At 59.8% G+C, this 24561-nt stretch carries 27 protein-coding genes and 1 pseudogene; 14 read left to right on the forward strand and 14 right to left on the reverse strand.

The annotated features are described in order from the left end of the window. Positions 1-130 precede the first annotated feature (130 nt). The 5 genes from ACFPB1_RS25555 to ACFPB1_RS25575 all read right to left on the reverse strand — a co-directional run bounded on the left by ACFPB1_RS25555 (position 131) and on the right by ACFPB1_RS25575 (position 2152). The gene (locus tag ACFPB1_RS25555) at positions 131-691 is read right to left on the reverse strand and encodes a TetR/AcrR family transcriptional regulator (RefSeq protein WP_379229023.1); all 561 of its coding nucleotides are present in this window, start codon (positions 689-691) and stop codon (positions 131-133) included. Positions 692-797: 106 nt separating this feature from the next. Beyond that, a complete protein-coding gene (locus tag ACFPB1_RS25560; protein ID WP_417623786.1) occupies positions 798-905 on the reverse strand; it encodes an SDR family oxidoreductase in 108 nt (35 codons plus the stop codon). A gap of 23 nt (positions 906-928) precedes the next feature. Beyond that, on the reverse strand, positions 929-1210 hold the full coding sequence (locus ACFPB1_RS25565) for an SDR family NAD(P)-dependent oxidoreductase (protein WP_379229049.1): 282 nt from the start codon (positions 1208-1210) through the stop codon (positions 929-931). Next, positions 1095-1361 (reverse strand): SDR family NAD(P)-dependent oxidoreductase, encoded by a 267-nt coding sequence (locus ACFPB1_RS25570; protein ID WP_379229024.1) that lies wholly within the window; start codon positions 1359-1361, stop codon positions 1095-1097. The genes ACFPB1_RS25565 and ACFPB1_RS25570 overlap by 116 nt, the downstream gene beginning before the upstream one ends. Continuing rightward, entirely contained in the window at positions 1328-2152 is an 825-nt protein-coding gene (locus tag ACFPB1_RS25575) for an oxidoreductase (RefSeq protein WP_379229025.1), read from the reverse strand. The genes ACFPB1_RS25570 and ACFPB1_RS25575 overlap by 34 nt, the downstream gene beginning before the upstream one ends. A gap of 332 nt (positions 2153-2484) precedes the next feature. Between ACFPB1_RS25575 and ACFPB1_RS25580 the strand changes: the two are divergent. After that, positions 2485-2589 (forward strand): annotated as a pseudogene (locus ACFPB1_RS25580) (AraC family transcriptional regulator); the annotation flags it as partial. Between the two features lie 117 nt (positions 2590-2706). On the opposite strand, the gene ACFPB1_RS25585 reads toward ACFPB1_RS25580, so the two are convergent. Continuing rightward, the gene (locus ACFPB1_RS25585) at positions 2707-3309 is read right to left on the reverse strand and encodes a hypothetical protein (protein WP_379229026.1); all 603 of its coding nucleotides are present in this window, start codon (positions 3307-3309) and stop codon (positions 2707-2709) included. Between the two features lie 162 nt (positions 3310-3471). On the opposite strand from ACFPB1_RS25585, the gene ACFPB1_RS25590 reads away from it, so the two are divergent. Continuing rightward, a complete protein-coding gene (locus ACFPB1_RS25590; protein ID WP_379229027.1) occupies positions 3472-3975 on the forward strand; it encodes a GNAT family N-acetyltransferase in 504 nt (167 codons plus the stop codon). 134 nt (positions 3976-4109) lie between these two features. On the opposite strand, the gene ACFPB1_RS25595 is transcribed toward ACFPB1_RS25590, so the two are convergent. The 3 genes from ACFPB1_RS25595 to ACFPB1_RS25605 all read right to left on the reverse strand — a co-directional run bounded on the left by ACFPB1_RS25595 (position 4110) and on the right by ACFPB1_RS25605 (position 5814). Then, positions 4110-4727: a TetR/AcrR family transcriptional regulator gene (locus ACFPB1_RS25595; protein WP_379229028.1), complete on the reverse strand. Its 618-nt coding sequence runs from the start codon at positions 4725-4727 to the stop codon at positions 4110-4112. A 204-nt stretch (positions 4728-4931) separates the two neighbouring features. After that, positions 4932-5267 carry a DUF1904 family protein gene (locus tag ACFPB1_RS25600; RefSeq protein WP_379229029.1) on the reverse strand — a complete coding sequence of 112 codons (336 nt, stop codon included), beginning with the start codon at positions 5265-5267 and terminating at the stop codon, positions 4932-4934. 172 nt (positions 5268-5439) lie between these two features. Continuing rightward, positions 5440-5814, reverse strand: coding sequence for a LysM peptidoglycan-binding domain-containing protein (locus ACFPB1_RS25605; protein ID WP_379229030.1), 375 nt, complete (start codon positions 5812-5814; stop codon positions 5440-5442). A 338-nt stretch (positions 5815-6152) separates the two neighbouring features. Between ACFPB1_RS25605 and allB the strand changes: the two genes are divergently transcribed. The 5 genes from allB to ACFPB1_RS25630 all read left to right on the forward strand — a co-directional run bounded on the left by allB (position 6153) and on the right by ACFPB1_RS25630 (position 11882). Beyond that, positions 6153-7571 carry an allantoinase AllB gene (gene allB, locus ACFPB1_RS25610; RefSeq protein WP_379229031.1) on the forward strand — a complete coding sequence of 473 codons (1419 nt, stop codon included), beginning with the start codon at positions 6153-6155 and terminating at the stop codon, positions 7569-7571. A 16-nt stretch (positions 7572-7587) separates the two neighbouring features. Further along, positions 7588-8841 carry a Zn-dependent hydrolase gene (locus ACFPB1_RS25615; RefSeq protein WP_379229032.1) on the forward strand — a complete coding sequence of 418 codons (1254 nt, stop codon included), beginning with the start codon at positions 7588-7590 and terminating at the stop codon, positions 8839-8841. Next, complete coding sequence (locus tag ACFPB1_RS25620; RefSeq protein WP_379229033.1) at positions 8838-10082, forward strand: pyridoxal-phosphate-dependent aminotransferase family protein; 1245 nt, start codon at positions 8838-8840, stop codon at positions 10080-10082. The genes ACFPB1_RS25615 and ACFPB1_RS25620 overlap by 4 nt, the downstream gene beginning before the upstream one ends. A 396-nt stretch (positions 10083-10478) precedes the next feature. Next, on the forward strand, positions 10479-10760 hold the full coding sequence (locus tag ACFPB1_RS25625) for a cysteine-rich CWC family protein (RefSeq protein ID WP_379229034.1): 282 nt from the start codon (positions 10479-10481) through the stop codon (positions 10758-10760). 45 nt (positions 10761-10805) lie between these two features. Then, positions 10806-11882 carry an NAD(P)H-dependent flavin oxidoreductase gene (locus ACFPB1_RS25630; protein WP_379229035.1) on the forward strand — a complete coding sequence of 359 codons (1077 nt, stop codon included), beginning with the start codon at positions 10806-10808 and terminating at the stop codon, positions 11880-11882. Positions 11883-12540: 658 nt separating this feature from the next. Here the strand turns inward: ACFPB1_RS25630 and ACFPB1_RS25635 are convergent. The 3 genes from ACFPB1_RS25635 to ACFPB1_RS25645 all read right to left on the reverse strand — a co-directional run bounded on the left by ACFPB1_RS25635 (position 12541) and on the right by ACFPB1_RS25645 (position 15123). Next, positions 12541-12840, reverse strand: coding sequence for a hypothetical protein (locus ACFPB1_RS25635; protein ID WP_379229036.1), 300 nt, complete (start codon positions 12838-12840; stop codon positions 12541-12543). Between the two features lie 328 nt (positions 12841-13168). After that, a complete protein-coding gene (locus tag ACFPB1_RS25640; protein WP_379229037.1) occupies positions 13169-13834 on the reverse strand; it encodes a TetR/AcrR family transcriptional regulator in 666 nt (221 codons plus the stop codon). A 380-nt stretch (positions 13835-14214) separates the two neighbouring features. Beyond that, positions 14215-15123, reverse strand: coding sequence for a DMT family transporter (locus tag ACFPB1_RS25645; protein ID WP_379229038.1), 909 nt, complete (start codon positions 15121-15123; stop codon positions 14215-14217). A gap of 196 nt (positions 15124-15319) precedes the next feature. On the opposite strand from ACFPB1_RS25645, the gene selD reads away from it, so the two are divergent. Both selD and mnmH read left to right on the forward strand, forming a co-directional pair. Further along, the gene (selD, locus tag ACFPB1_RS25650) at positions 15320-16372 is read left to right on the forward strand and encodes a selenide, water dikinase SelD (protein WP_379229039.1); all 1053 of its coding nucleotides are present in this window, start codon (positions 15320-15322) and stop codon (positions 16370-16372) included. A 99-nt stretch (positions 16373-16471) separates the two neighbouring features. Next, positions 16472-17533: a tRNA 2-selenouridine(34) synthase MnmH gene (mnmH, locus tag ACFPB1_RS25655; protein WP_379229040.1), complete on the forward strand. Its 1062-nt coding sequence runs from the start codon at positions 16472-16474 to the stop codon at positions 17531-17533. A gap of 80 nt (positions 17534-17613) precedes the next feature. On the opposite strand, the gene ACFPB1_RS25660 is transcribed toward mnmH, so the two are convergent. Further along, positions 17614-18681: a permease gene (locus tag ACFPB1_RS25660; RefSeq protein WP_379229041.1), complete on the reverse strand. Its 1068-nt coding sequence runs from the start codon at positions 18679-18681 to the stop codon at positions 17614-17616. Positions 18682-19071: 390 nt separating this feature from the next. Between ACFPB1_RS25660 and ACFPB1_RS25665 the strand changes: the two genes are divergently transcribed. Then, complete coding sequence (locus tag ACFPB1_RS25665) at positions 19072-19773, forward strand: HAD family hydrolase (RefSeq protein WP_379229042.1); 702 nt, start codon at positions 19072-19074, stop codon at positions 19771-19773. A 62-nt stretch (positions 19774-19835) separates the two neighbouring features. Then, positions 19836-20810 (forward strand): peptide-methionine (S)-S-oxide reductase MsrA, encoded by a 975-nt coding sequence (msrA, locus tag ACFPB1_RS25670; RefSeq protein ID WP_379229043.1) that lies wholly within the window; start codon positions 19836-19838, stop codon positions 20808-20810. Positions 20811-20837: 27 nt separating this feature from the next. Here msrA and ACFPB1_RS25675 read toward each other — a convergent pair whose 3' ends face one another. Continuing rightward, a complete protein-coding gene (locus tag ACFPB1_RS25675; protein WP_379229044.1) occupies positions 20838-21743 on the reverse strand; it encodes a LysR family transcriptional regulator in 906 nt (301 codons plus the stop codon). Positions 21744-21952: 209 nt separating this feature from the next. Between ACFPB1_RS25675 and ACFPB1_RS25680 the strand changes: the two genes are divergently transcribed. From ACFPB1_RS25680 to ACFPB1_RS25690, 3 genes are all read left to right on the forward strand, one after another. After that, positions 21953-22591, forward strand: a complete 639-nt coding sequence (locus ACFPB1_RS25680; RefSeq protein WP_379229045.1) for an HD domain-containing protein — start codon at positions 21953-21955, stop codon at positions 22589-22591. A gap of 335 nt (positions 22592-22926) precedes the next feature. Further along, a complete protein-coding gene (locus ACFPB1_RS25685) occupies positions 22927-23673 on the forward strand; it encodes a hypothetical protein (RefSeq protein WP_379229046.1) in 747 nt (248 codons plus the stop codon). Next, the gene (locus ACFPB1_RS25690) at positions 23670-24272 is read left to right on the forward strand and encodes a pentapeptide repeat-containing protein (protein ID WP_379229047.1); all 603 of its coding nucleotides are present in this window, start codon (positions 23670-23672) and stop codon (positions 24270-24272) included. The genes ACFPB1_RS25685 and ACFPB1_RS25690 overlap by 4 nt, the downstream gene beginning before the upstream one ends. Positions 24273-24561 lie beyond the last annotated feature (289 nt).

The raw sequence follows: 24561 nt of genomic DNA on the forward strand, positions 1-24561 counted from the left end.
CCAAATTATTCTCCTTAATGAAGTCGCGCAGCTGCTGTTTCGTCCAAAGTCCCATGTGTTCTCCCAACCTTTCTACTGATTCCATTTTAATAGGTTTTGGAGTTTACACAAAGTATTTTACAGACTCTTTTTATTGCTGAATTGCTTTCCAAGATGCCTCAATTGTTTGCTGAATTTGAAGATCATCGAAGGGATACTTATTTATTAAATAGCCTCTTACAACTGAGTGAATGATACCGTGAATCAATTGATGACAGAGATGGGGATCTATACTTTTTATTAATCCTGTTTTTTGCCCTTCTAAAATCATGGATTGTACAGCATTTGTTGACCCAGCAGCATCAAAATCACGTAGTGAAGCAGGAATTAAAGGTGAATAAGAATATAAATCAATGAATAAAAACTCCTTCGGATGCTCGAGTCCATAATTTATTCGGTTGGTTTGCAGAATTTTGAATTTTTCATAAACAGTGAGATGTTCATTATAATTTTGCATTAAGTAATTACCCATATGAATTCTGGATTCTTTATAAACTTCGTTGATTAATACTTCCTTACTTTCAAAATAGTTGAATGTCGTTCCCCATCCGACTTTTGCTTTCTTTAGCACTTTTGCGAGTGTGACAGATTGTAATCCTTCTTCATGTATCAGATCTAAAGTCGCATCCATAATGTCTTGTCTTTTACCCATCTGGTTTGAATCCTTCCTTTTCTTATTAGCATTAAGGCCTATAAAAAAACCTTTAAGCAACAAGTGTAATTGTACTACACCGATAACTTAAAGGTGAAGGAACACATTAAATCAGAAAGCCTCCATCTACAATGACATGCGCTCCGGTCATATAAGAGGCGTCATCAGAAAGCAACATCGCAATGATCTTAGCTACTTCGCTTGGTTTGCCCATCCTGCCTAATGGTATGGAATTCGCTATTTTTTCATACAGTAAAATACTGAGTTGAGATTAATATTCATAACGTTATGCCACGTATCTACCGGAATATCAGCTAACTTTTGATTTTCACCTGATACTCCTGCATTGTTAACAGCATAATTTAAAGAACCAAAATGACTGATCGTTTGGTCGACTATGTTTTTAGCAGACGCCGGATCGGATACGTCTCCACTCACAACAAGTGCTCTGCCACCGATTTCTGTAATTTTGGATGCGACCTCTTCTAAAGGTGCAGCTCTTCTTCCTACGAGAGCAATATTTCATTCCTTGTTTAGCTAATTCGAGCGCTGTTGCAGCACCGATGCCAGTACCTGCCCCAGTTATTAATGCAGTTTTATGCTCTGCCAAATCATTCATTTTTTGCATCTCCTTTATTAAAAGTCGGTAGAGACGCTCAGTTCTTCCCATTTTTTAGTCTCTTCAATTTTTGCCTGATCTACCATCAAAGCAAGTTTCACTGCATCACTACCTAATAACAAGCGCAGTGGTGGATTCTCCACATTAGCAACGGTATAAATAGCCTTAGCAGCTTTTTTAGGATCCCCTGGCTGCTTACCACTTGACTCCCGAGTTCGCTCAAGCATAGCACCTACTGTGGATTTATATCGTTCGCTCGGTTCAATATGCGCCATAGAGGAACCTGCCCAGTCTGTTCGGAAACCACCTGGTTCTGCGATTATTACTTTAATACCCAATGGAGCGACTTCCCTAGATAGTACTTCCGAAAATCCTTCAACGCCCCATTTTGCAGTTTGATACGCCCCTAGACCTGGTGCGCCTGTCCGTCCACCAACTGAAGATATTTGAATTATATGCCCAGACCCTTGTTTAATCATTAGAGGTAGCACAGCTCTAGAAACGTGGATTACCCCCCATAGGTTTGTCTCGATCTGAGCTTTAAAATCTTCATCAGACGTTTCTTCAATCGATGAAATATTTCCATATCCAGCGTTGTTGACAACAACATCTATCCGTCCAAAGACCTCGATAGCAGATTTTATGGCAGCTTGCACTTGTTCAGGATTGGTTACATCTAAAGCTACGGGGTGAACCTGAGCTCCATAACGTTGAACAAGATCTTGAAGCTGAGCTGTATTACGAGCTGTAGCGACCAATTTATCACCATTAGATAAAATCTCTTCTGCAATTTGAAGACCTAAACCTCTAGAACTACCTGTTACTAACCAGACTTTTGACATAATGTAATTGCCCCTCCTTAAATTATTTTTTTAATTTGGAGTTTTATCTCCAAAAACATAATATCGCCTTTGAGATTTGGAGTCAACGTTCCAAATTATAGAGGTGTTATTTTTTTCAATTTGATAAATAGCACTTTTTCATCGGGTTTACTAATAATTTCTCCTTTGTTACTGATACTTATTCCAAAGTCAATACTAAAAGCCGACTGGGGCACGTGGGGCCTGAGCAGCATGGGCATAATCGTCGGCAGCGGCGCGGTCGCGAACAGCTATACGGATGTGCCGAACAGCGGGTGTTGGACAGACGGCCGAGTTTCTGTACAATGCCAAGCAGAATTGGGTATGAGAGTCCTTCACAATTTAATCGAGAGTACGCTCGCTTATTTGGACGTCCACCGATAAGAGATATTCATGATTTGCGTGAATTTTCCTTGTAGACGGACAAGAACTTGATCCCATAAATGCAAAAAAGCCGCGATTTTCGCGGCAACCATGCGTGCCGACGGCAGCCGATTGTTCTGAGGCATGCTGCCTTCGTATCTCGTGAGGTTCAACTAAGTTTTATTCACTTTGACTTGTTCAACAATTGTCAAAGCTAGTCTTTCAAGATCAATATTTGAAAAAATGGAGCCTAAAATAGTAAACTTATAATCGCCCACCGAATAATTCTCCAGAATAAACCGGTCTAATTCTCTCCAAAATGACCGTTTTCCTTGCTCGTTGCCCCGAATTACAAGTTGTTTACTGCCTGCGCGTCCTGAAATGACTTCAACGTTATGGATGCTGTTCCATCTGAAAGCTTTTCTGCTGTACTCAAGCGAATCTTCAGTCATTTTTAAAAAGGGTTTTCTAAAGAACGCCACAGAGAGCCACACGTATCCAAAAAAAATAGCAGCCATTACCCATATTACGTTCAAAATTATTTTTTCCAGCCCAGCACCAGGAATTAAGACGGCACCGAGTAACATGAAAATTGATAGTAAAAATAAGAGGTGAAATGACCACTTTGGTTTGGCTTGTTGATAGAAAGGTAAAGCATACAACTCTTTTTCGATTAATGATTCCTTCATGCTACTCTTCCATCCTCCAATAATATTTTCACTATCAATACTACAACCAAGCCAAATCATGTTGCAAATATCTGGTTGCCACACCATTGAATCGGTCCATCCATTTTTTTGACAAGAATCTTATGCCGCCAGTAAAAACAAGGTGACATGTGTAGAATATTGACAGGCGCAGACGTTCGGCGCTACACTACGTGTGATTATCGGCCGGCTGCCGGATGCCGGCGCGAAGGAAGGGGCGTTTGGATCACTATGGAGATCGTCGTTCGTCGGGCAAGCTTGGCGGATGCGGAGGCGCTGCGCGAGCTGTACGTGGAAGCGGCGGGCTGGATTCGCGAAGCGAAGGGCATCGAGCAATGGCAGGAAAGCTGGTTCACGCCGGCATTCATCGAACGCTTTATCGGCGAGCATGCGGTATTCGCCGCGACGGCGGAGGGGCGTCCGGTCGGCTGCTTCTCGGTTCACTGGGCAGACGAGGACATCTGGGGGGAGCTCTACCATGAAGATGCCGGGTATGTGCATAAGCTCGTCGCGTCGCGAAGGCATCGGGGGCATGGAATCGGGAGCCGGCTGCTGAAGCAGGCCGCCGATTACATCCGGGAGCAGGGCAAGTCGTGGCTCCGGCTCGACTGCATGGCGGACAATCCGGCGCTGAACGCGTTTTACGTCCGGCACGGCTTGACGCTGCGCGGCCGCTTCGACGGCGATTACAGCGCGCATTTGTACGAGATGCGGCTTGATGCCGGGGCCAGGTGAGAGGCGATTCCGGAGGAGCCGGCGCTAGCGAGAGGAGCGTCCGTGTTCTCTTCGGGAGAAATTTGGAGCGAATCCAGGCGTCACGATCAGACAAGGCTTCCCAGCAGGCAATCGCCTGCCGGGAAGCCATGTTGTTATTTGTGCGGCCGGTTGACGGTCGACCGGGCCGAGGAGGGGTCCGTGTGGATGATTTTCACCAGCTGTTCCTGCATGTAGGCGGGCGAGTAATTGAAGTCGTTCTCGACCCAGTAGAAGACGAGCCCGAGCAGCGCATGGATGGAATACACGACGAGCAGCTCCTGATTGATGCCGCGTCCGTCGTCCACCGGCTGCAGCTCCTCGACGAGGATCCCTTTCAAGGCAAGCAGCATCGCTTCACGCACTTTCGGCAGCACTTCGCTCTTCAGCAGCACCGCGTACAAAGAAGCATTCTCGTAGATATGATCGAAAATCATGACCGAATTCGCGGACAGCTCGCTGACCCGAAAGACGTCGACCCCTTCGTACGGCGCACGGAACGACCGCAGCAGCTCGCGAATGAGTTCGGCGATGATGTCGTCCAGCAGCGCTTCTTTGCTCTCGTAATGCGCGTAAAACGTGCCGCGGTTGTAATTGGCCGTTTCGACGATTTCCGTGATGGAAATGGAGCCGAAGCTTTTTTGCTTCATAAGCGCGAGCAGGGCGTTGCGCAAGGCTTCCCGGCTGCGCTGAACGCGCCGGTCCTGTTTCTTGTCTTCTTCCGTCATCATCATCGATTTCATTCCTTTTGCGCGTTATCGAACATTTCCTATCATACTGTATAGTAAGTGACAATTGAAAGAGGTTTATTGATAATCTGCTTCAAGCGCGGAAGTAATGGAACGCCCGACAACTGCCGCGATCCAAACGAATAGAAGCCCAAGCGCGCGAATACCCCCGGCATCGGATGCCGGGGGGAACGCGCCGTCCGGTCCGGATCAGATGGTCCGGGCCTGGTAATAGGACAGCGGTTTGCCTTCTTTATAATAGAGCGAAGGCGAGAGGATGACGAAAAAAATATGAACGTTCTCATAGCCGAGATCGGCCAGCATCCGGTGCATCTTGGTCGCGATGGCGTCGTGCAGCTCCTGGGCGCGCTGGAACATGAGGATCTCGACGGAGCGGGGCGTGTTCGTAATGATTTGGATGTCCAGCTGCTCGATCTTCACGATCTCCTTCGGAATGCGCACGAGCTTGGCGAATTCTTCGACGAGCGGCGGCGCGAGCTGCTTCAGAAACGACGTCGGAAAGCCTTTGAACCGTAAAAATGGCACGTGAATCCCTTCATTTCGTTGGTATAGTCTACTTGTGATTATAATCACAATCTAGCGATTGTTCAATGCTGGATGCGCATGATACCGATGCCGAAAAGGGCAGCCGAAGCTCGAAGCTTCGGCTGCCCTTTGTTGTCCGCGGTCCCGCGATCCAAGGTCAATTGATCCAGAGTCAGTTATGATGGCTGGTCGTCATGCCTTGCTGAGCGGGCGCTTCGGCATACGTTTTATGGCAATGCATGTTGGAAATGCGGGGAATGGTGACCGTTTCGCCGGCCTTCAGCTGGTTCGGATTGAGGTGCGGGTTCGCTTCTTCCAGCATGACGTGCGGCATGTTGTATTTGTGGCAGATCGAAGCCATCGTGTCGCCCGGCTTCACGTGATGCTGAGCATAGACCATATCGGCCGCTTGGTCATCCCGGAAGAACGGGAAGAAGAACGGGGAGAAGAAGAACGTCGGGAACAGGAAGCGGCCCGGGAAAAACGGGCTGGGGAACGGGCGGAAGAACGGGCGTCCGAAGCCGCCGCCGAAAAACGCGCGATTCATGGTATTACCTCCATTGTAGGAAATAGTCAAACGTCTATACATGGTATTGAAGCAACCGCCCATCGGTGACAGTTGCGCTCAGGTTTTTCGGCTTCATGCCGCCCGGCGCCGATAGAGGGCACGGCGGAGGGGTTTGAGCAGGGCGGACAGCGGTCGTGATTTTCGTAACGGAGACCAACGATCGGCGCGAAAATTTGGCTGCGGTGACGAGTGACATTCCGGGTGAATCCCGCTATGATAATGGCAAGAGATTGATGTTATGTAATCTGACATAGTGATGACGTGCCAAGCATGGCCGGGCCTTCCCGGCTGCGAAACACGGACGAGGAGGCAGACGGATGGCCGAGGAGCGATGGGATTTGCTGGTGAAGGGCGGCACGGTCGTCCTTCGCGACCGAACGGCGGCGCTCGATATCGCCGTCAAGGACGGGAAAATCTCGGCGGTCGAGCCGGATTTGCCCGCGGGTGGCGCCGTGCGGACACTGTCCGCCGCGGGCAAGCACATTTTCGCCGGGGGCGTCGACGCTCATGTCCACCTGAATGAGCCAGGTCTGGGCGAATGGGAAGGCTTCGCGACGGGCTCGGCCGCGCTCGCTTCGGGCGGCTGCACGACGTTCGTCGACATGCCGCTGAACGGACTGCCGCCGACGGTCAATCGGGCGGCACTGGAGCTGAAGCTCGACGCGGCCCGGCGGAGCGGCGTCCGCGTGGATTATGCGCTGTGGGGCGGCCTCGTGCCGGGCAATCTCGGCGACCTCGCGGACTTGGCCGAAGCCGGCGTCGTCGGCTTCAAGGCGTTCATGTCTTCGCCGGGCGACACCGGCGACGGCTGCTTCGCGAACGTCGATGCCGGCGAATTGTTCGCCGGCATGCGGGCGATCGCCGCGCTGAACGGCCTCTTGGCCTTGCACGCGGAGAGCGAGCCGATCGTCTCGCGGCTTGCCGCCGCCAAGCAGGCGGCCGGCGAGGCGAGCATGCGGGACTTCATGGCGTCCCGGCCGCCGGAGGCGGAGCTGGAAGCGGTGAAGGCGGCGCTTGAGATGGCGTGGCGCACGGGCTGCCGCCTGCATTTCGTCCATATCAGCACGCCGGAGGCGATTGGGCTCATCGCCGAAGCGAAGCGGGCGGGGCTCGACGCGACGGCGGAGACGTGCCCGCACTATCTCGTCTTCGCGGAGGACGACGCCTTGCGAATCGGCGTTCACGCGAAGTGCGCGCCGCCGATTCGCGGAAGCCGGGAGCGCGAGGCGCTGTGGGAGCTGCTGGCGGACGGGCAGATCGACTTCGTCGCGTCCGACCATTCGCCATGTCCGCCGGCGATGAAGGAGACGGCGGACGGGAACGCGTTCGCCGCCTGGGGCGGCATCATGGGAGCGCAGAGCACGCTGGAAGCGGTCGTGACCGAAGGCTGGCTGAAGCGCGGCATTCCGCTGCCGGTATTGTCCCGGGCGCTGTCCGCGGCACCGGCGGAACGGCTTGGGCTCGCGGCGAGCAAAGGCGCGATCGAAGTCGGTCTCGATGCCGATCTCGCCATCGTCGACCTGCAGGCGCCGTACGTGTTGACGGCGGATCAGCTGAAATACCTTCATCCGCGCAGCGCGTACGAAGGCTTCGCGTTCGGCTGCCGCGTCGAGGCGACGCTGCTTCGGGGCAGCGTCGTCTATGACCGGCGCGCCGATCAAGGCGGGCTGGATACGGAGCGGCAGGCGAGCGGCCGGCTGCTCCGCCCCCAGGGCGCGGCGACGCGAACCGGTTAACGGAAGGAGGGCACGCATGGGCGAATCGGGCGTAAACGCGAAATGGACGGCGTCGCGCTTGCTGGAGCGGCTGTCCGCCATCGGAGCGGATCCGGCCGGCGGCGTGACGCGGCTGCTGTACGACGCCTCCTGGCGGGAGGCGCAGCTCGCCGTCGCGGATCTGATGCGGGAAGCCGGGCTTGAAGTGTCGGCCGATACGGTCGGCAACGTCTTCGGCCGGCTGGCGGGCGCGGACCCGTCGGCGCCTGCGGTGCTGACCGGCTCGCACGTCGACACTGTGCGCAGCGGCGGCGGCTACGACGGCGCGCTCGGCATCGCCGCCGGCATCGCGGCGCTGGCCCGCCTAAAGGCGGACTGCGGCCAGCCGCGCCGGACGCTGGAGGTCGTCTCCTTCTGCGAGGAAGAGGGCAGCCGCTTCCCGCTCGCGTATTGGGGCTCCGGCAACGTGACCGGGAACCGGCCGTTCGACGGCGCCTTGGATGCCCGGGACGGGAACGGGACAACGCTTCGGGCGGCGATGGCGGCAGCCGGCCTCGAGCCCGAGCAGCACGGCCGGAGCTGCCGAACGGATATCGGCTTCTTTGTGGAGCTTCATATCGAGCAGGGCGAAGTGCTGGAGCGGGAGGGCGTCGAGATCGGCGTCGTCGACGCGATCTTCGGGCAGCGGCGGTTTTACGTTACCGTCGAGGGACGCGCCGGCCATGCCGGCACGACGCCGATGGCGATCCGGTCGGACGCGCTCGCCGCGGCCGCGGAGATGATCGCGTGGCTGCGGCCGGCCGCGCTCGAAGCCGGCGGGGGGCTCGTCGCCACGGCCGGCCGGCTGGACGTCCACCCGAACATGCCGAACGTCATTCCCGGCAAGGCCGTCTTTTCGCTCGACGTTCGACATCGCGACGAGGCGGCCATCGACGCGTTCTGCGACCAGGCGCGCCTCGGGTTCGGCGCGGCCGCCGACCGGCACGGCGTCTCGGCGTCGCTGTCGTGCTGGCTCGCGGAGCCGCCTTCGCCGATGGATGCGGCGCTGCAGGCGCGCATCGCGCGGATTTGCGCGGCCAAGGGGTATTCGCACCGGACGATCGGCAGCGGGGCCGGCCACGACGCGGGGTTGTTCGCGCCGCTCGTGCCGACGGCGATGATATTCGTCCCGAGCAGAGGCGGCATCAGCCATTCGCCGCTGGAGTTCACGGCGCCGGAGGACGTCGAGCGCGGCGCGGACGTGCTGGCCGGGCTGCTGCATACGCTAGCCTATGGGGAGGAATCGGCATGAAACGCTATAAGGACTTGTCCCCGCCGCTCCGGATCATCATGACGCCGGGGCCGGTCGAGGTCGATCCGCGCGTGTCCAGGGCGCTCTCGTACCCGATGCTCGGCCAGTTCGATCCGGCGTTCACCGCAATCATGAACGAGACGATGGAGATGCTGCGCGAGCTGTTCCGGACGGACAACCGGTGGGCGTATCCCGTGGACGGCACATCCCGTTCCGGGCTCGAGGCGGTGCTGACCGGCCTAATCGAGCCGGGCGAGCGCGTGCTGGTGCCGGTCTTCGGCCGGTTCGGCTACTTGCTCGCCGAAATCGCCGAACGCTGCGGCGCCGAGGTCGTCACGATCGAGACGGCGTGGGGCGGCGTCTTCGCGCCGGAGGACGTCATCGCGGCGATCGACCAATACCTGCCGGGCGTGGTCGCGATCGTCCACGGCGAGACGTCGACCGGACGGATGCAGCCGCTTGAGGCGATCGGGCATGCCTGCCGCGAGCGGGACATCCTGCTCGTCGTCGACGCGGTCGCGACGATCGGCGGCGTGCCCGTCGAGACGGATGCCTGGAAGCTCGACGCCGTCGTCGGCGGCACGCAAAAATGCCTGTCCGTGCCGGCCGGCATGGCGCCGGTCACGTACAACGACCGCGTCGAGGCGCGCTTGCTGCGCCGAAAGCGGATCGAGAAAGGCCTTCGCCCGGAAGGCTGCGAGGCCGCGGAACCGGCGTCGTGCATACGCAGCAATTACTTGGACCTCGCGCAGCTGCAGGATTATTGGAGCCCGCGGCGGCTCAATCATCATACCGAGGCGACGGCGATGCTGTACGGACTTCGCGAGGGACTGCGGCTCGCGCTGGAGGAAGGGCTGGAGGCGCGCTTCACCCGGCACCGGCTCCACGAGCGGGCGCTCGTCGCGGGCCTTGCGGCGATGGGGCTCGAGCGATACGGGGACGACGCGTGCAAGATGCCCGTCGTCACGTGCGTGCGCATCCCCGCCGGCGTGGACGGGGAAGCGGTGCGCGCACAGCTGCTCGCCGATTTCGGCATCGAGATCGCCAGCTCCTTCGGCCCGCTCAAGGGGCGCATCTGGCGGATCGGCTCAATGGGCTACAGCTGCCGCAAGCCGAACGTGCTGCTGACGATGGCCGCGCTCGAAGCCGTGCTGCCGCTGCACGGGGCCGCCGTCCGGCCGGGCGAGGCTGTGAAGGCCGCGCTCGGCGTATACGCGGAAGCGGAGGCCGAGGCGGACTGACCGTTCGGCGATGCTGCGGTTAACGGCGAGAGCGAAAAGCGTTCGCCGGCCGCGTCGCGAGGCCTTGCTTCCCTAGCGGCGTCTCGGACGGAGCATCGCGGCCATGAACCGCGCGTTCCGCGCGGTGAGCGGACCGGAAAGACCAGTACGACGTTCCAGCGTTCAGTGTATCGGAGTCCCGCCGGCGGGACTCTTTTTTGGCGTGGCTGTCATTGGCGTGGCTGTCTTTGACGCATCCGTCGTTGCGCGGACGAAGCCTGACCGTTCTGTTTTCCGTATGGCCGCTATCTCGGATCGGGATAGCCGCGCGCTTGAAATACGCCTGCCTGTCGGGCGATAATGGCGGTACGGCGCTTCCGGCTGGAAGCGCGATGCTCGGGAGAGGGGCGCGGCCGGATGAATGATGCGATTAACGAGGCGATGAACAGGACGATCGACGAGACGAACAACGATTCGATTAACGAGACGATCGACGAAGCGGTATGCCCGATTTGCGGCCATGCCAACGCGTGCGCGGGGAGCCGGTCTTGCTGGTGCGCGGGCGAATCGTTTCCGGAAGGGATATTCGCGTTCATCCCGGCGGAAGCCCGAGGGAAGGCGTGCATCTGCCGGGCCTGTCTCGATCGCTATACGAAAACGGGTCATCCTCTGCGGGAGGAGACGCGCGAAACGGAGTAGCCGGGCATCCGGCGAGCCTTCTGGCGCGGAAGGAGGAGAACGTACATGAGGCTTCGATTGGAGAATGACGTTTGCCGGCTGTTCGGCATACGGTACCCGTTGTTTTTGGCGGGGATGGCCGGCGGACCGGGGACCGCGGAGCTGGCCGCGGCCGTCTCGGAAGCGGGCGGGCTCGGTTTCTTGGGCGCGGCGTATATGGAGCCGGAAGCGATGCGGGAGGCGATTCGGACGATCCGCACGAAGACGGACGCGCCGTTCGGCGTCAATTTATTCACCGTTTCACTGGCGGACCGGAACGAGCGCGTAGGGGCAGTACAGGAGCGCTTGGACGCGTTTCGCGGCCGGCTTGGCATCGACCGGGCGGCTGCCGGGCCGGTGAAGACGCCGGACAGGTTCGAGGAGCAGTTTCAAGTCGTGCTGGAGGAGCGCGTGCCCGTGATCAGCACGGCGTTCGGCTTGCTGCCGGAGCGGCTGGCGGCGCAGGCGAAGGCGGCCGGCATGCGGATCGTCGCGATGGCGACGACCGTGCGCGAGGCGGTGCTCGCGGAGCAGGCGGGCTGCGACGCTGTCGTCGCGCAGGGCGCCGAAGCGGGCGGCCACCGCGGCACGTTCGAGCTGGACGAGCACCCGATGGGCGCGGCTGTGGGCACGTTCGCGCTGGTGCCGCAGATCGCGGACCGCGTGCGCATCCCCGTCATCGCCGCGGGCGGAATCATGGACGGGCGCGGGCTCGTCGCCGCCCTGGCGCTCGGCGCCCAAGGCGCGCAGCTCGGCACGCGCTTCCTGACGGCCGCCGAATCCGGCGCGCAAGCCGCCTATCGGAAGGCGCTGCTCAGCAGCACGGAGGAGAGCACTGTCATCACGAAGGCGTTCTCCGGCCGCCCCGCGCGCGGCATCCGCAACGCGTTCGTGCGGGAGTGGGAGGCGGGCGGCCTGGATCCGCTGCCGTTCCCGACGCAAAATACCGCGACGCGCGACATTCGCAACGCCGCCGCGAAGCAGGGCAACGCCGATTACCTCTCGCTCTGGGCCGGACAGGGCACGCGGATGCTGACCGATGGGCAGCGGGCGGCGGACATCGTCGCGGAGATCGTCGAGCAGGCCGGCGCGATACTCGGCTAAGCGCGGACGGCGGTCAAAGTATGCTAGACAAGAAAGTGATGATTGCTTCACCTTCAGTGACTCGCTTGTGCGCCGGCATGGAAAAGGTCCGCGAACCGACGACGAACGCTTCACAGCTGCGCCCGAACGCCAAAACGCCAAGAAATCGGCTCGATTTCTTGGCGTTTTGTCTTTGTGGTTATGATGTTGGACTACTCGTAGTCAACCGCAAGTTTGGCGGACACGAGAGACGCTATTTGCCGGATATGACCTGAATTGAAGCCTTACGCGGACACAGATGCGATTATTCAGCCGAATCTCCTATCCGTAGCCGGCTACGGCGGCCATTAACGGAACGTCTGTCAAGCTCAAAGGGCCATAATCCCAAAAACGAACTAATAGCGGCTCCTGAGTCCGGAAACCATGCTGTGGCGAGAGAAAAGACAGTTCCGTGCGCGATGATCTTCGCCAAACGAACTTGAATCAGGCAACCACCTGCCTCAAGACACATCGTGGGCTCGCGGCTCGCGTCAAAGGCAGCCGGCGCACCAAACCCGCGCCGATTGCCCGCACCCCCAAGACCGCTCTGCAAGGCCGCCGTGCGCATCCGCCGCGAGGCGCCCCCAGGCCTGCGCCGTCATCGCCGGCGGCATGGGCCGTCAGAACCCCGCCGGCCGCCTCATTCGACGCCGTCGGTAAAATGCTTCTCGTAATGTTTGTCGCCCTTGTGCTCGAGATCGGAGACCGTCTTCTCCAGAATTTGCACGATTTGCTCCTTCACCTGCGAGAGCGTATCGTAGAACAGCACTTCTTCGCTGCCGACGATCCGGTAGCCGTTGATGGCGTGCATCGCGGTCAGCAGGCGATGATGCTCCGCCAGCTCGTTGATGGCGCCAAGCGTATGCGCGGTTTGCAGAAACAAATCCTTGTGCCGCTGCTCGATGAGCCGGCGCTCCAGCTGTGCCATTCGTTCGTTCATGGATATTCGCTCCTTCGCTCGCGCGGGATGACGCGGATTCGGCGCACCCAAGGTGAAGCCGTACGTTGAATGATATGAACGGGGGAGCTTTGGCATGACTGCGGGCCGGCACGGAGGGAAGGTCTCGGTTCTGATCGGCTTTATGCGCGGACACGGCAAAAAAGCCGCGTCGCCGAGGCTTGCCTCCTGTTTGCTCCATTCTGCCTGATCATTACTTAACGGTTGCTTCTTAACGACCGTTTCTTAACGACCGCTTCTATCCGACCGCATCCTGCTGCCCGCCATAGCTCGCTCCGTTCGATCGTCCCGCAGCTCGGGCGCGTTACCGCTAATTCAAGGACCGGTTGAACTTCCCGGCGAAGTGGCCGATGACGGGCTCGATTAACGCGTCGTCGAGCAGGCCGAGCTTATCGGCCTTGAACAACTGAATCTTTTTGAACTGGTAATAGTCGCGCAGCACCTCGCGAACGGTCGTCTGGTTGTACAGCAAATACTTCACGTTCAAGATTTCGCGGAGCAGCACGTTATCTTGAAGCAGGACGAATTTCTCGTTGATGGCGTTGAAGATGCCTTTTTGCATGCCGTCCCGGTAGAACCGCAGCGTTTGCTCTTCGCGCTTGTGCAGCACCTGCTTCAGTTCGTCGTACAGCTCGGGATAAGCGGTTTGCAGATCCTTCAGGAATACGTCGGAGATCTTGCCGACGAGCGCGATGGATTGCTCGAACAGCTGTTGAAACCAAGTGCCGAACGACCGCTCATCGCCGTCCTCGATCCGGTCCTCGAGCTTCTCGATATAATCGATGAAGATCCGCGCGACGCCCTCGATGACCTCCTGCTTAGAGGAGAAGTGCTTGTACATCGTGGCCCGGCTGACGTCCATGCATTTCGCGATGTCGTCCATGCGCAGCGACTGGAAGCCTTCCTTCGTGAAGTAGTCGATCAATTTCTTCAGGAGCTTCGTTCTCGCCGGATAGTCTTGCGTCTCGTTCGTCATCGTCGTCGCCCCCTTTAGCCGATTCTCTTCTCCGTATTATACATGAGTCGTGAACGGATTACACATGTTGCGCGCGATAGACAAATTGGATGCACCTTGTTCACTTCGATGTAGATCTGACGAACACGTAAATCGCGAATCGCGAAAACAGCAAGCGCATTCTTGCGCGGGAAAGCCAGGCACCCGGAAGGGAGCAGAACGTCGGAGCCGGAAAGGCGGGGCCGGATCGCGGTCGAGCGAGCGCGCACACGCTGAGTACGCATGGCACAGTATGAAGCGGGTATCGGGCAGTGGGAAGAGCAGAAATGTCGGCTTGATCAGCGCCGCCAACCAAAAAAAGCCTCGAAGCGAGGCTTTTTTGCAGATCGAGGCGCGCCGAATCACGGCGGTTCACCTTCTAACGGAAGCCCGGCGCCGCCGCGCCGTTCTTTTCGCAGCAGCGGCCCGGCAAGCGCGCCGATCAAGCTGCCGAACAGCAGGAGGATGCCCGCGGTCTGCAGCGCATCGGGACGGAAGCCCGTCACGCCGACGTCGAGCAGGATGGCGACGGCCGGGTCGACGAAGACGAGCAGCGACACGGCGGCGGACGGCAGGTGCCGGATGCTGCGGAAGAACAGCAGGTAGACAAAACCGGTATGGATGACGCCGGTCAGGACGGCGAACCGCCATTGCGAGGCGTCCAGACCCGCGTAGGACGTGAAACGGACGAAAGGCAGCAGCACCAGCGCGCCGATGAGCATCTGGATGAGCGTCGTCGCGTAGACGCTCGTCCGGCGGACGGTCCGGCCGAGCAGCATCGTCGCGGCGTAGAAGAATGCGGCGGCGACGGCGTACAGCATGCCCCGACAATCGGGCGCCGACGCGCGGAAGCCGTCCGCGCCTATCAGCAGCAGCGTCCCGGCGAAGCAGCCCGCAAGCGCGATGACCGCGCCAGTCCTCAGCCGGTCCCGGAACAGGAAGCTTCCCGCCAGCAGCACGAGCACCGGCGCGAGGTGATAGAGCGAGATGGCGATCGTGACGGAGATCAGCTCGAACGACTTGAACAGGAAGATCCAATTCATCACGTTCGTGACGCCGCACGCCGCGATCAGCGCCGTTTCCTTCGCGGACCAGCGCTCGCGCTTGAAGCTGCCGGACAGCATCCACGCGGCGAAGAGGAAGACGATCGCGCACAGGCAGCGCGCGAAGACAAGCTCGAGCGCCGGCAGGCCGGCATGGCGCGAGAAGAAGCCGATCGAGCCGAAGATCGCCATGGCGAGCAGCAGTTGAAGCAAAGCGGATTTATTCATCGCGAATCTTCTCCCGGGGTAGCTATTAGGATGCGCATGCGCAGCATGACAGTTGGTATTGTATGACGAACCGGCGCCCGCTTGCAACGTGCGTTTTGCGCCGCCCGGTGAGCCGTGCCGATTTGATCGATGCCGGGAATTGCGGTACGATAAGCAATAATGGCGATTGGACTTACGGGAGAGGAACGTGACAATCATGAAATCCGAAACAGGCATCAAACTCACTTCGCTGTCGAGCAAAGGCGGCTGCGGCTGCAAAATCGGACCGGCGGACTTGGAGCAAGTCATCCGCCATCTGCCGCCGGCGGAGCCGAATCCCGATCTGCTCGTCGGGCTCGATACGAGCGACGACGCGGGCGTCTACCGGCTGAGCGCCGATACGGCGATCGTGCAGACGGTGGACTTTTTCACGCCGATCGTGGACGATCCGTACGCGTTCGGCCAGATCGCCGCGGCGAACGCGATCAGCGACATCTACGCGATGGGCGGCAAGCCGCTGACGGGCTTGAACATCGTGGCGTTCCCGATCGCGACCTTGGACAAGAGCATCCTGGCCGAGATCATGCGGGGTGCCGCGGATAAAGCGAAGGAGGCCGGCGTAACGATTCTCGGGGGCCATTCCATCGACGATAAGGAGCCGAAGTTCGGCATGGCCGTGACGGGCATCGTCCATCCGGACCGCATCCGGACGAACGCCGGAGCGAAGCCCGGCGACCGGCTCATCCTGACCAAGCCGATCGGCGTCGGCATCATGACGACGTCCATCAAGAAGGATCAGCTCTCGGCCGAAGAGACGGCGCGCGTGACGCAGGTCATGGCGACGCTCAACAAGCGGGCCGCCGAGATCATGGACCGCTACGACGTGCACGCCTGCACGGACGTAACCGGCTTCGGCCTGCTCGGACATGCCCTCGAGATGGCCAAGGGCAGCGGCGCCGCGATCACGATCCGCAAGCGGGACGTGCCGGTGCTGCCGCGGACGCGGGAGCTGGCCGAGCTCGGCTTCGTGCCCGGCGGCACGAAGAACAATTTCGCGCACATCAGCGGCCGCGTCACGTTCCCGGTGAATATGGATCAGATCGATCAATGGATTCTGTGCGACGCGGTGACCTCCGGCGGGCTGCTGATTTCCGTCGCGGAAGGCGACGCGGACGCGCTGCTCGCGGATCTCGTGGAAGCAGGCGTCGAAGCCGGCTTGATCGGCGAAGTGACGTCGGCGGCGAGCGGTCATATTTACGTCGAAGCATAATCGAGGCGGCCGGCGGTCACATTTACGTCGAGGACGTAACCGACGACGGCCCGGCTGCCGTTCATCCCATAACGCGGACATAGGCAAGGAGCTAACGATATGTTTCAAGATATAACACTCGAGCAATGGCGGGCGCTGAGGGACGAACGCGGCATCACGACGATCGACGTCCGGTCGCCGTCGGAATTCCGCTCGGCCACCATCCCGGGCAGCCTGAACATCCCGCTGTTCGACGACGAGGAGCGCGCCGAGATCGGCACCCTGTACAAGCAGGTCAGCGTCGATGCGGCGAAACAGCGCGGACTCGAAATCGTGTCGGCGAAGCTGCCGGCGTTCATTCGCGAAATCGCCGGCGTACCCGGCAAAAAAGCGGTGTTCTGCTGGCGGGGCGGCATGCGCAGCAAGACGACCGCGACCGTGCTGTCGCTGATGGGCATTCACGCGTATCGCTTGAACGGCGGCTACCGCGCATACCGGCAGTACGTCGTCGGCGAGCTGGAGACGATGGAATTCGCGCCGCACGCCGTCGTGCTGCACGGCAATACGGGCAGCGGCAAGACGGAGATTTTGCGCCGTCTGAAGGCGCAGGGCCGCCCGGTGCTCGACCTGGAGGGCATGGCCGGCCACCGAGGCTCGATCTTCGGCGAAATCGGCCTGCAGGCCAGCAACCAGAAGATGTTCGACGCGCTGCTGCTCGAGGAGCTGTGGGCCGCCCGCGGAGCAACGTACTTCGCGGTCGAGGCGGAGAGCCGGCGGGTCGGCAAGGTCGTCCTGCCCGAACTGGTCATGCGCAAGAAGGAAACGGGCATTGGGATTCTGATCGAGCTGCCGCTGCGCGAACGGGTGCTGAACATCGTCGAGGACTATAAGCCATGGGAGAATCCGGAGGCTTGCCTCGCGGCCTTCAAGCGCATCAAGGCGCGGCTGCATACGCCGATCGCGCACGAAATCCAGGGCTGCCTGGAGAAGCAATCGTATGATAAGGCGGTCGAGCTGCTGCTCGTCCATTATTACGATCCGCGGTACGCGCATTCCGCGGAGCAGTATGAAGAAGCGCCGCGGTACGTCGTTCGGGCCGGCAGCGTCGACGAGGCGTACCGCGAGACGGAGCGAATCCTCGACGAGCTGCGAGCGCAGCCGGCGCTTGCGGGCGAACGTTGAACGAACGCAATAAGGTCCGCTTTCGGCAATCGCCGAAAGCGGACCTTTTGATGTTTATAACGATTACGGCACCAGCCAGTCTACAGCACCAGCTCGCCGATGAACCCGCAGAGAATGCCGAGGACGACGACGGACGACGTGACGAAGCCGAGTACCTTCCGCGGGAATGCGCCCGCCACCAGCAGCAGGGACGGCAGGCTCACGGCCGGCAGTGTCACGAGCAGGACGGCGGCCGGCCCCGCGCTCACGCCGAGCGACAGGAACGACTGGATGATCGGAATCTCCGCCGCGGTCGGGATGACGAACAGCGTGCCCGCAATGGCGAAGAACAGAATCGCGCCCAAGCCTCCGTGCAGCCAAGCAGGTAGGTCGAAGCTTTGCAGCACGCCGAGCGCGAGCACGGCGACGATGTACACGGGCACGAGCGTGACCGCCATTTTGAACAAGCTCTTGAACCAGGCGGCCCACAAGGAGCCATGGCGCGGGGCGGCTTCGGCGTCCGGCAGCTGCTTCGAGAGACGCTCGGCCATGGCGCGCGGCGCTTCGAACCGGTTGGCGGCATAGCTGACGCCGAAGGTGATCAGCAGCCCGAAGGCCAGCCGGAGCAGGGTGAATTTCCACGATAGCACGAACGTCATGAAGATCAAGGTCGCCGGATTGAGAAGCGGATTGCCCAGCCAGAACGCCAGGCTGGCGCCGGCCGATACCTGCTGCTTGCGCAGACCGGCGGCGATCGGAGCGGCGCAGCACGTGCACATCATGCCCGGCAGCGAGGATACGCCGCCGATGAGCGTGCTGCGCATCGAAGTGCGGCCGAGCACCTTCAAGAGCCAGTTCGCGGGAAGCAGCACTTGAACCATCGAGCCGACGATCATGCCGAGCACGGCCGCCTTCCAGATGGCTTTGAAATACGCCTGCGCGTAATCGAGCGACGACTGCCAGATGGACAGCGGATGGTCGGCGCCGGAGCCTTTCAGGATCGAACCGCCGATGGAATGCTTGTCGGCGGCCGTCAAGGCTTTGCCATAGTACGGCCACCATTTGACGTAGGCCAGGCCGGCCGCGGTGAGGACGACGAATAGAAGGACGAGCAGCCAAGTTTTGCGGTTCGCCGCGTTTGGCCGCATGATAGGGTTTGCGTGTGACATGAGACCTCCAATATTCCGATGAGAAGTAGATAGACCTTCTGCATTATAGCACAAACCGGACGATTGGGGAGTACCCCCGCGCGCAATGCCGATATGTAAAAAAGACGGATCGCCGGATCAGCCCCTGGCCGGCAAGGCGAAGGCGGCGGATAGAACGCGTTGGGCGGCGCAAGCGGAAACCGGAGCCGGAGACCGAAGCCGTGAGAACGAAGATGGAGACCGCTGCCATGCGGCAGAGTTGCCGATTCTTGCCGGCGTTCCGCCGGAATTGCTATAGTGGAGTCAAGCGGCGGCGAGAGCCGCAGCTCATCCGGGAGAGGGGCGATACGGCATGGCGAACGCATGCGGCGCGGCAACGATGCGCCATTACGGGCGGGAGGCACGGCAGGCATGACGGACGATCGGCGAAAGGAGCGCGTGCCGTCGCGGCCGGAGGCGGTGTTCTTCGATTTGTACGAAACGCTGATCACCGAATTCGAGGACGGCCGGAGACGGTCGAAGCGCGCGTACGACTACGACGGGCTCCTCGGGCTTAGCGCCGAGACGTTCAAGGCGGAGTGGGGCGCGCGCCAAGCGCGGCGCATGAATGGGACGTTCCGCGATTATCCGGACGTTCTTCGGGATATTCTCGCCGCCCGCGGGCTGGCGGTCGACGAGGGCGCGGTCCGGTTATTGCATGAATCGCGTCTCGAAGAGAAGCGCATTCCGTTCGCTCCGATACGGGCGGACGTGCTCGAGCTGCTGACGAGGCTGCGGGCGCGGGGCATCAAGCTCGGGCTGATCAGCAACTGCACACGGGAAGAGGTCGACGCTTGGGATGGATCGGAGCTGTCGCCGCATTTCGACGACCGGATCTTCTCGTTCGAGGCGGGATGCAGCAAGCCGGACGAAGCGATTTATCGGCTGGCATGCTTCCGGATGGACGTAAGGCCGGAAGCGTGCGTCTTCGTCGGCGACGGCGGTTCGCGCGAGCTGGAGGGCGCCGACCGCGCGGGGATGCGGGCGTTCCATGCGCATTGGTACAATACGTATATCGAGAGCGCGTATCCGAAACTGGCTTCGCCGCTCGAGCTGTTGCATTATTTGAATTAGCCGGTCTGCGGGAGACGCAAGGCGTGCAGATCTCGGCCGCGGCGGGAAAGGGGACGCATCGCATGAAAATCGGGGAGTACGGTACCGAGCAGGCTACGTTTGCCGGAGGGTGCTTCTGGTGCATGGTGAAGCCGTTCGACGAGCTGGCGGGCATCGTGTCGATCGTCTCGGGCTACACGGGCGGACATACGGACAATCCGACCTATAAGGAAGTCGGCACTGAAACGACCGGGCATTACGAGGCGGTACGGATCACATATCAGCCGGAGGTGTTTCCGTACGAACGGCTGCTCGAGATCTTCTGGCAGCAGATCGACCCGACCGACGCCGGCGGGCAGTTCCTGGACCGCGGCCATTCGTACCGGACGGCGATCTTCGCGCATGACGAACGACAGCGAAAGCTGGCCGAGGCGTCGAAGCGGGCGCTGCAGAAGAGCGGGCGCTTCAAGAACCCGATCGTGACGGCGATTCTGGACGCGGGACCGTTCTATCCCGCGGAGGACGAGCATCAGGACTATTACAAGACGCACCGGGGGCATAATAACAAGTACGTCGAGGCGTCCGGACGGGAGGCGTTTGCGCAGCGGCATTGGCATACCGAGCGCGACAGGGAACGGTGGAAGGGGCTGCTGACCGACCGGCAGTACCGCGTCACGCAGCTGGGCGAAGACGAACCGCCGTACGACAACGCATATTGGGACGAAGACCGTGCAGGCCTATACGTCGACATCCTGAACGGCGCCGCGCTGTTCGGCTCGGCGGACAAGTTCGCGTCCGGCACCGGCCATCCGGGCTTCGTCAAGCCGATCGAGGAGGGCGCCGTCCGGCGTGTGGCGGAGCTCGGCGGCGGCCGGGCGCGGACGGTGCTGCGCGCGCGGCTGTCGAACGCGTACCTGGGCGAGCTGCTTCGCGACGGCCCCGGCCCGGACAAGCTGCATTACCGCGTGAACGCCGCCGCTCTGCGGTTCATTCCCGCGGATGAGCTGGAGCGAGAGGGCTATGGGCGCTACGCGGCATACATCACTGGGGAGACGTAGACCGGCACGTGGCGCGATTTGAGGCGTTCAGCTGATCGGCTTCTCGGGAATGCGCTTCTCCTCGACGAATCGCTGCAGCAGCGAGATGAACGCCTTGACCGGCCGGCCGAGAAATTTTTCGCGGTTGTGCACGATGACGACTTGCCGGCTTAAGACGGGGGCGACGATCGGAATCGCCCGGATCCGCTCGTTGCCGTACAGCTGTATGAGCGATCTGGAGAGGATGCTGACGCCGGCACCGGATCCGACGAGGCTGAAGATCGATTCGATCGTGTTCGTCTCGATGATCGGATTCATGACGAAGCCGCATGACTTGCAGGTCGCCTCGATCAGCTGCCGGCACTTGTGGTCTTGAGGAAACCAGATGACGGGCAGACGCTCCGCGTCCCGGAACGGCACGGACGCTGCGTCCGCCAGCGGGTGATCGGCGGCCACGGCCATATAGAACCGCTCCTCGTACAGAGGCAGTGCCAAGAGCCGGTCGTCGTTCACCGGCAGGAGCGTGAGCCCGGCGTCCAGCTCGTTGTTCATGACCCGCTCGGCGACGTCTTCGGCGGCGTCGATTTTGATCTTGATGTTCGGGAACTGCCGGTTGAAGGCGACGAGCTGCGAGGCGGCCAGGTGGTTCAGCTCGCCGGGCAGTGTGCCGACGGACAGCGTACCGCGCTCGCCTTCCTGCAGCTCCCCGATCTGATCCTTCGCGCTGCGCAGGGCACCGAACACGACGGCGGCATGCGTCCTCAGCACGGCGCCCGCTTCCGTCAGGGCGATCCGTTTGCCGATCCGGTCGAATAGCGGCGTCCCGATTTCGTCCTCAAGCGCTTTGATCTGATGGCTCAGCGTAGGCTGCGTGATGCCGAGCTTGTCGGCCGCGCGCGTGAAGTGCAGCTCGTCGCATATCGCGCTGAAATATTCCAGCTGTCGGATTTCCAAGGATGAACCCCTCCGTATACGAAAATCATTGATTGTATCTATCATTATATCCAAACCAATTCAGAATATCTATTATTATCGACTGGCTCCGGCATGAGAACGATTGAACGTATCTATGATATCCATAGAAACGATAGTATTGACCGATGGTTCGGTGCTTCGTACAATGAAGGCGTTAAGCAATCATCCGACTATGGAGGTCATTCATCATGCCAAAAACCATTGCCGATATCGTCATCCCGGACAGCCGGCTGGCGTCGCAGGCGGCCGAGCTGCTGCGCGACCACGGCGACGAGCTGCTCTGGAACCATTCCCACCGCGTCTACCTGTTCGGCGCCTTGCAGGGGAAGCAAGCCGGCCTTGCGTTCGATTCGGAGCTTCTGTACATCAGCGCGCTGTTCCACGATTTGGGCTTGACGAAGCGGTACAGCAGCCAGGATCTGCGCTTCGAGGTGGACGGCGCGAACGCCGCGCGCGATTTTCTCCGCTCGCACGGCGTGCCGGAGGCATCCGTCCGGCTCGTCTGGGACGCGATCGCGCTGCATACGACGATCGGCATCGCCCAGCACAAAGAGCCCGAGGTCGCCCTCATCTACTCGGGCGTCGGTTACGACGTCATGGGCGAGAACTTCGACGCCTTGACGGCGGACGTTCGCGAGCAAGTGACCGCGGCATTCCCGCGCGACCAGTTCAAGCAGAAGATTCTGCACGCGTTCCTCGAAGGCTTCAAGCATAAGCCGGAGACGACGTTCGGCAACATCAAGTCCGACGTCTGCGAGCTGCTGCTGCCGGGCTACAAGCGGCCGAGCTTCTGCGACTGCGTGCTGCACAGCCGCTGGGCGGAATAATGCCGCCGCATTGACGGCGATGTATACGCGGCCCGCAGGCACGCGGGCCGCGAGACGGAACGGAACAGGGGCGACCGGAAGTGGGATTCTAGCAAAGCCGTTTCTTTCGCGCGCATGCGCGAAGGGAGCGGCTTTTTGCCGCTGCACCGGTCGATCTAGTGCCGGGGGCGGGCTGGGTTTCGCGTCGCAAACAGGAATAACCGGCACGGCTGTTGAAGTAGGTAGCATTACGGCAATGATGGCGATAGGAGGGAACATGAGCACCACCTCGAACGAAGGAAACGGTTTCCAATATATCCGATCGGAATGGAAACTGAACGAAACGATTATCGCGCTTGCCCCGTCCGAATCGGAGCCGTATCGGTGAGATTTTCCATGCCGCCTTCATCGTGCATCAGAACCGAACGCTATTGATCCATGGCACGAAATGGAATCGCTTAGATATCACGGATCCCCGGAATGGCGCGCTGCTAACGGATCGCGTTATTCAACCAAGCGGATTTGTCGATCATCAATATATCGGGGCGGAGCATGATTTGGATTATTTCCACGGGCAGCTGGTCGTATCGCCGGATGGGAACTGGGTGGCCGACAACGGCTGGATATGGCATCCGATGGGAGCGATCGCGACTTGGAACCTGGATCGGTGGTTGACGGAAAATGTCTGGGAGTCCGAAGACGGTCCGAGCCGTCGCGCGTTATGGTGGGGGAAATATGATTGGAATGATTCGATCTGCTGGTTGAATGAGCATGAAATCGGGATAACGGGGCAGTTTGAAGCGGATCTGTTCGACGAAGAAGAGCTTGCGGGGATTCCGGCGTGCTGGCTGTTCAGAAGTTATGACGCGCGCACCGGCGAACTTACGGCTTCGTATCCCATTGCCCGGGGAAAGCTGTTCTACGCCGACCATGTATTCTGTTCGACCGATCAGAATGGCGTTCTTGTCTACGACGCCGAAGGAAACGTTATCTTTCAAGATGCATCGATGCATCTCAAGGCCTACAGCGTCGTTTCCGATACGTTCGTCGACTATCGCGACGACCTGCTGACGTTCTATATTCCCGCGAGCGGAAGGACGTGAAATCTTTGTTCGACGAATCCGAGTACTTCGACGAATCCTTCACGGGACTCCGTTTCGAAGAGGAGAAGCTAGATGGGGTCCGGTTCTATGACTGCGTGTTCACGGATTGCCATTTTGCCGGGACGGCGTTCCGGGACTGCAAATTTACGGGCTGCAGCTTCGTCCGTTGCGACCTGAACGGCATCCGCATCGCGGATACGGCGTTCTCGCAGGCGTCGTTCACGGGCTCCAAGCTGGTCGGCATCAATTGGACCGAGGCGGACTGGCCGCGGATTGCCGTGCCCGGACTGCTCAAATTCGAAGGCTGCACGCTGAACCATAGCACGTTCATCGGCCTCGAGCTGCCGCAATGCGTCATCACCGGCTGCCTGGCCAAGGACGTGGATTTCCGCGAAGCCAATCTGGCGGCGGCCGACATGCGCGACACCGACTTTAGCGAAAGCCTGTTCGGCGACACGGATCTACGCGGCGCGGACTTCTCCGATGCCGTCAACTATGCGATCGATCCCAGTGCGAACCGGCTCTCGCAGGCGCTGTTCTCGCTGCCGGAGGCGCTGTCGCTGCTGCATCATATGGATATCCGGCTGAATGACGATTAAGCCGGCGAACGTGCGCAGCCCCGAAGCGCGGTGACAAAGCCGTGCGGACACAGGAGCCGCTATGGTGCGATTATCGCGAGTTTGGCGTTTGGCGGCCAGGAGATCCGTTATTGCCGGCATATGCCCCGAAATTGCGGCTGCATCTGGCAAATAGCGGATCGTGTGCAGCTAGAATAAAAAGTGGACACAACGTTAAGGAGCGCAAGATAATGTACTTAACGAAAGCGAGGTGTCCCACCGTGGGGGAACAACGGCAGCGGTACAACGAAGAGTTTAAAAAGCAAACGGT

It is taken from the genome of Paenibacillus sp. GCM10023250, assembly GCF_042653205.1.
Lineage (GTDB): Bacteria > Bacillota > Bacilli > Paenibacillales > Paenibacillaceae > Paenibacillus_Z.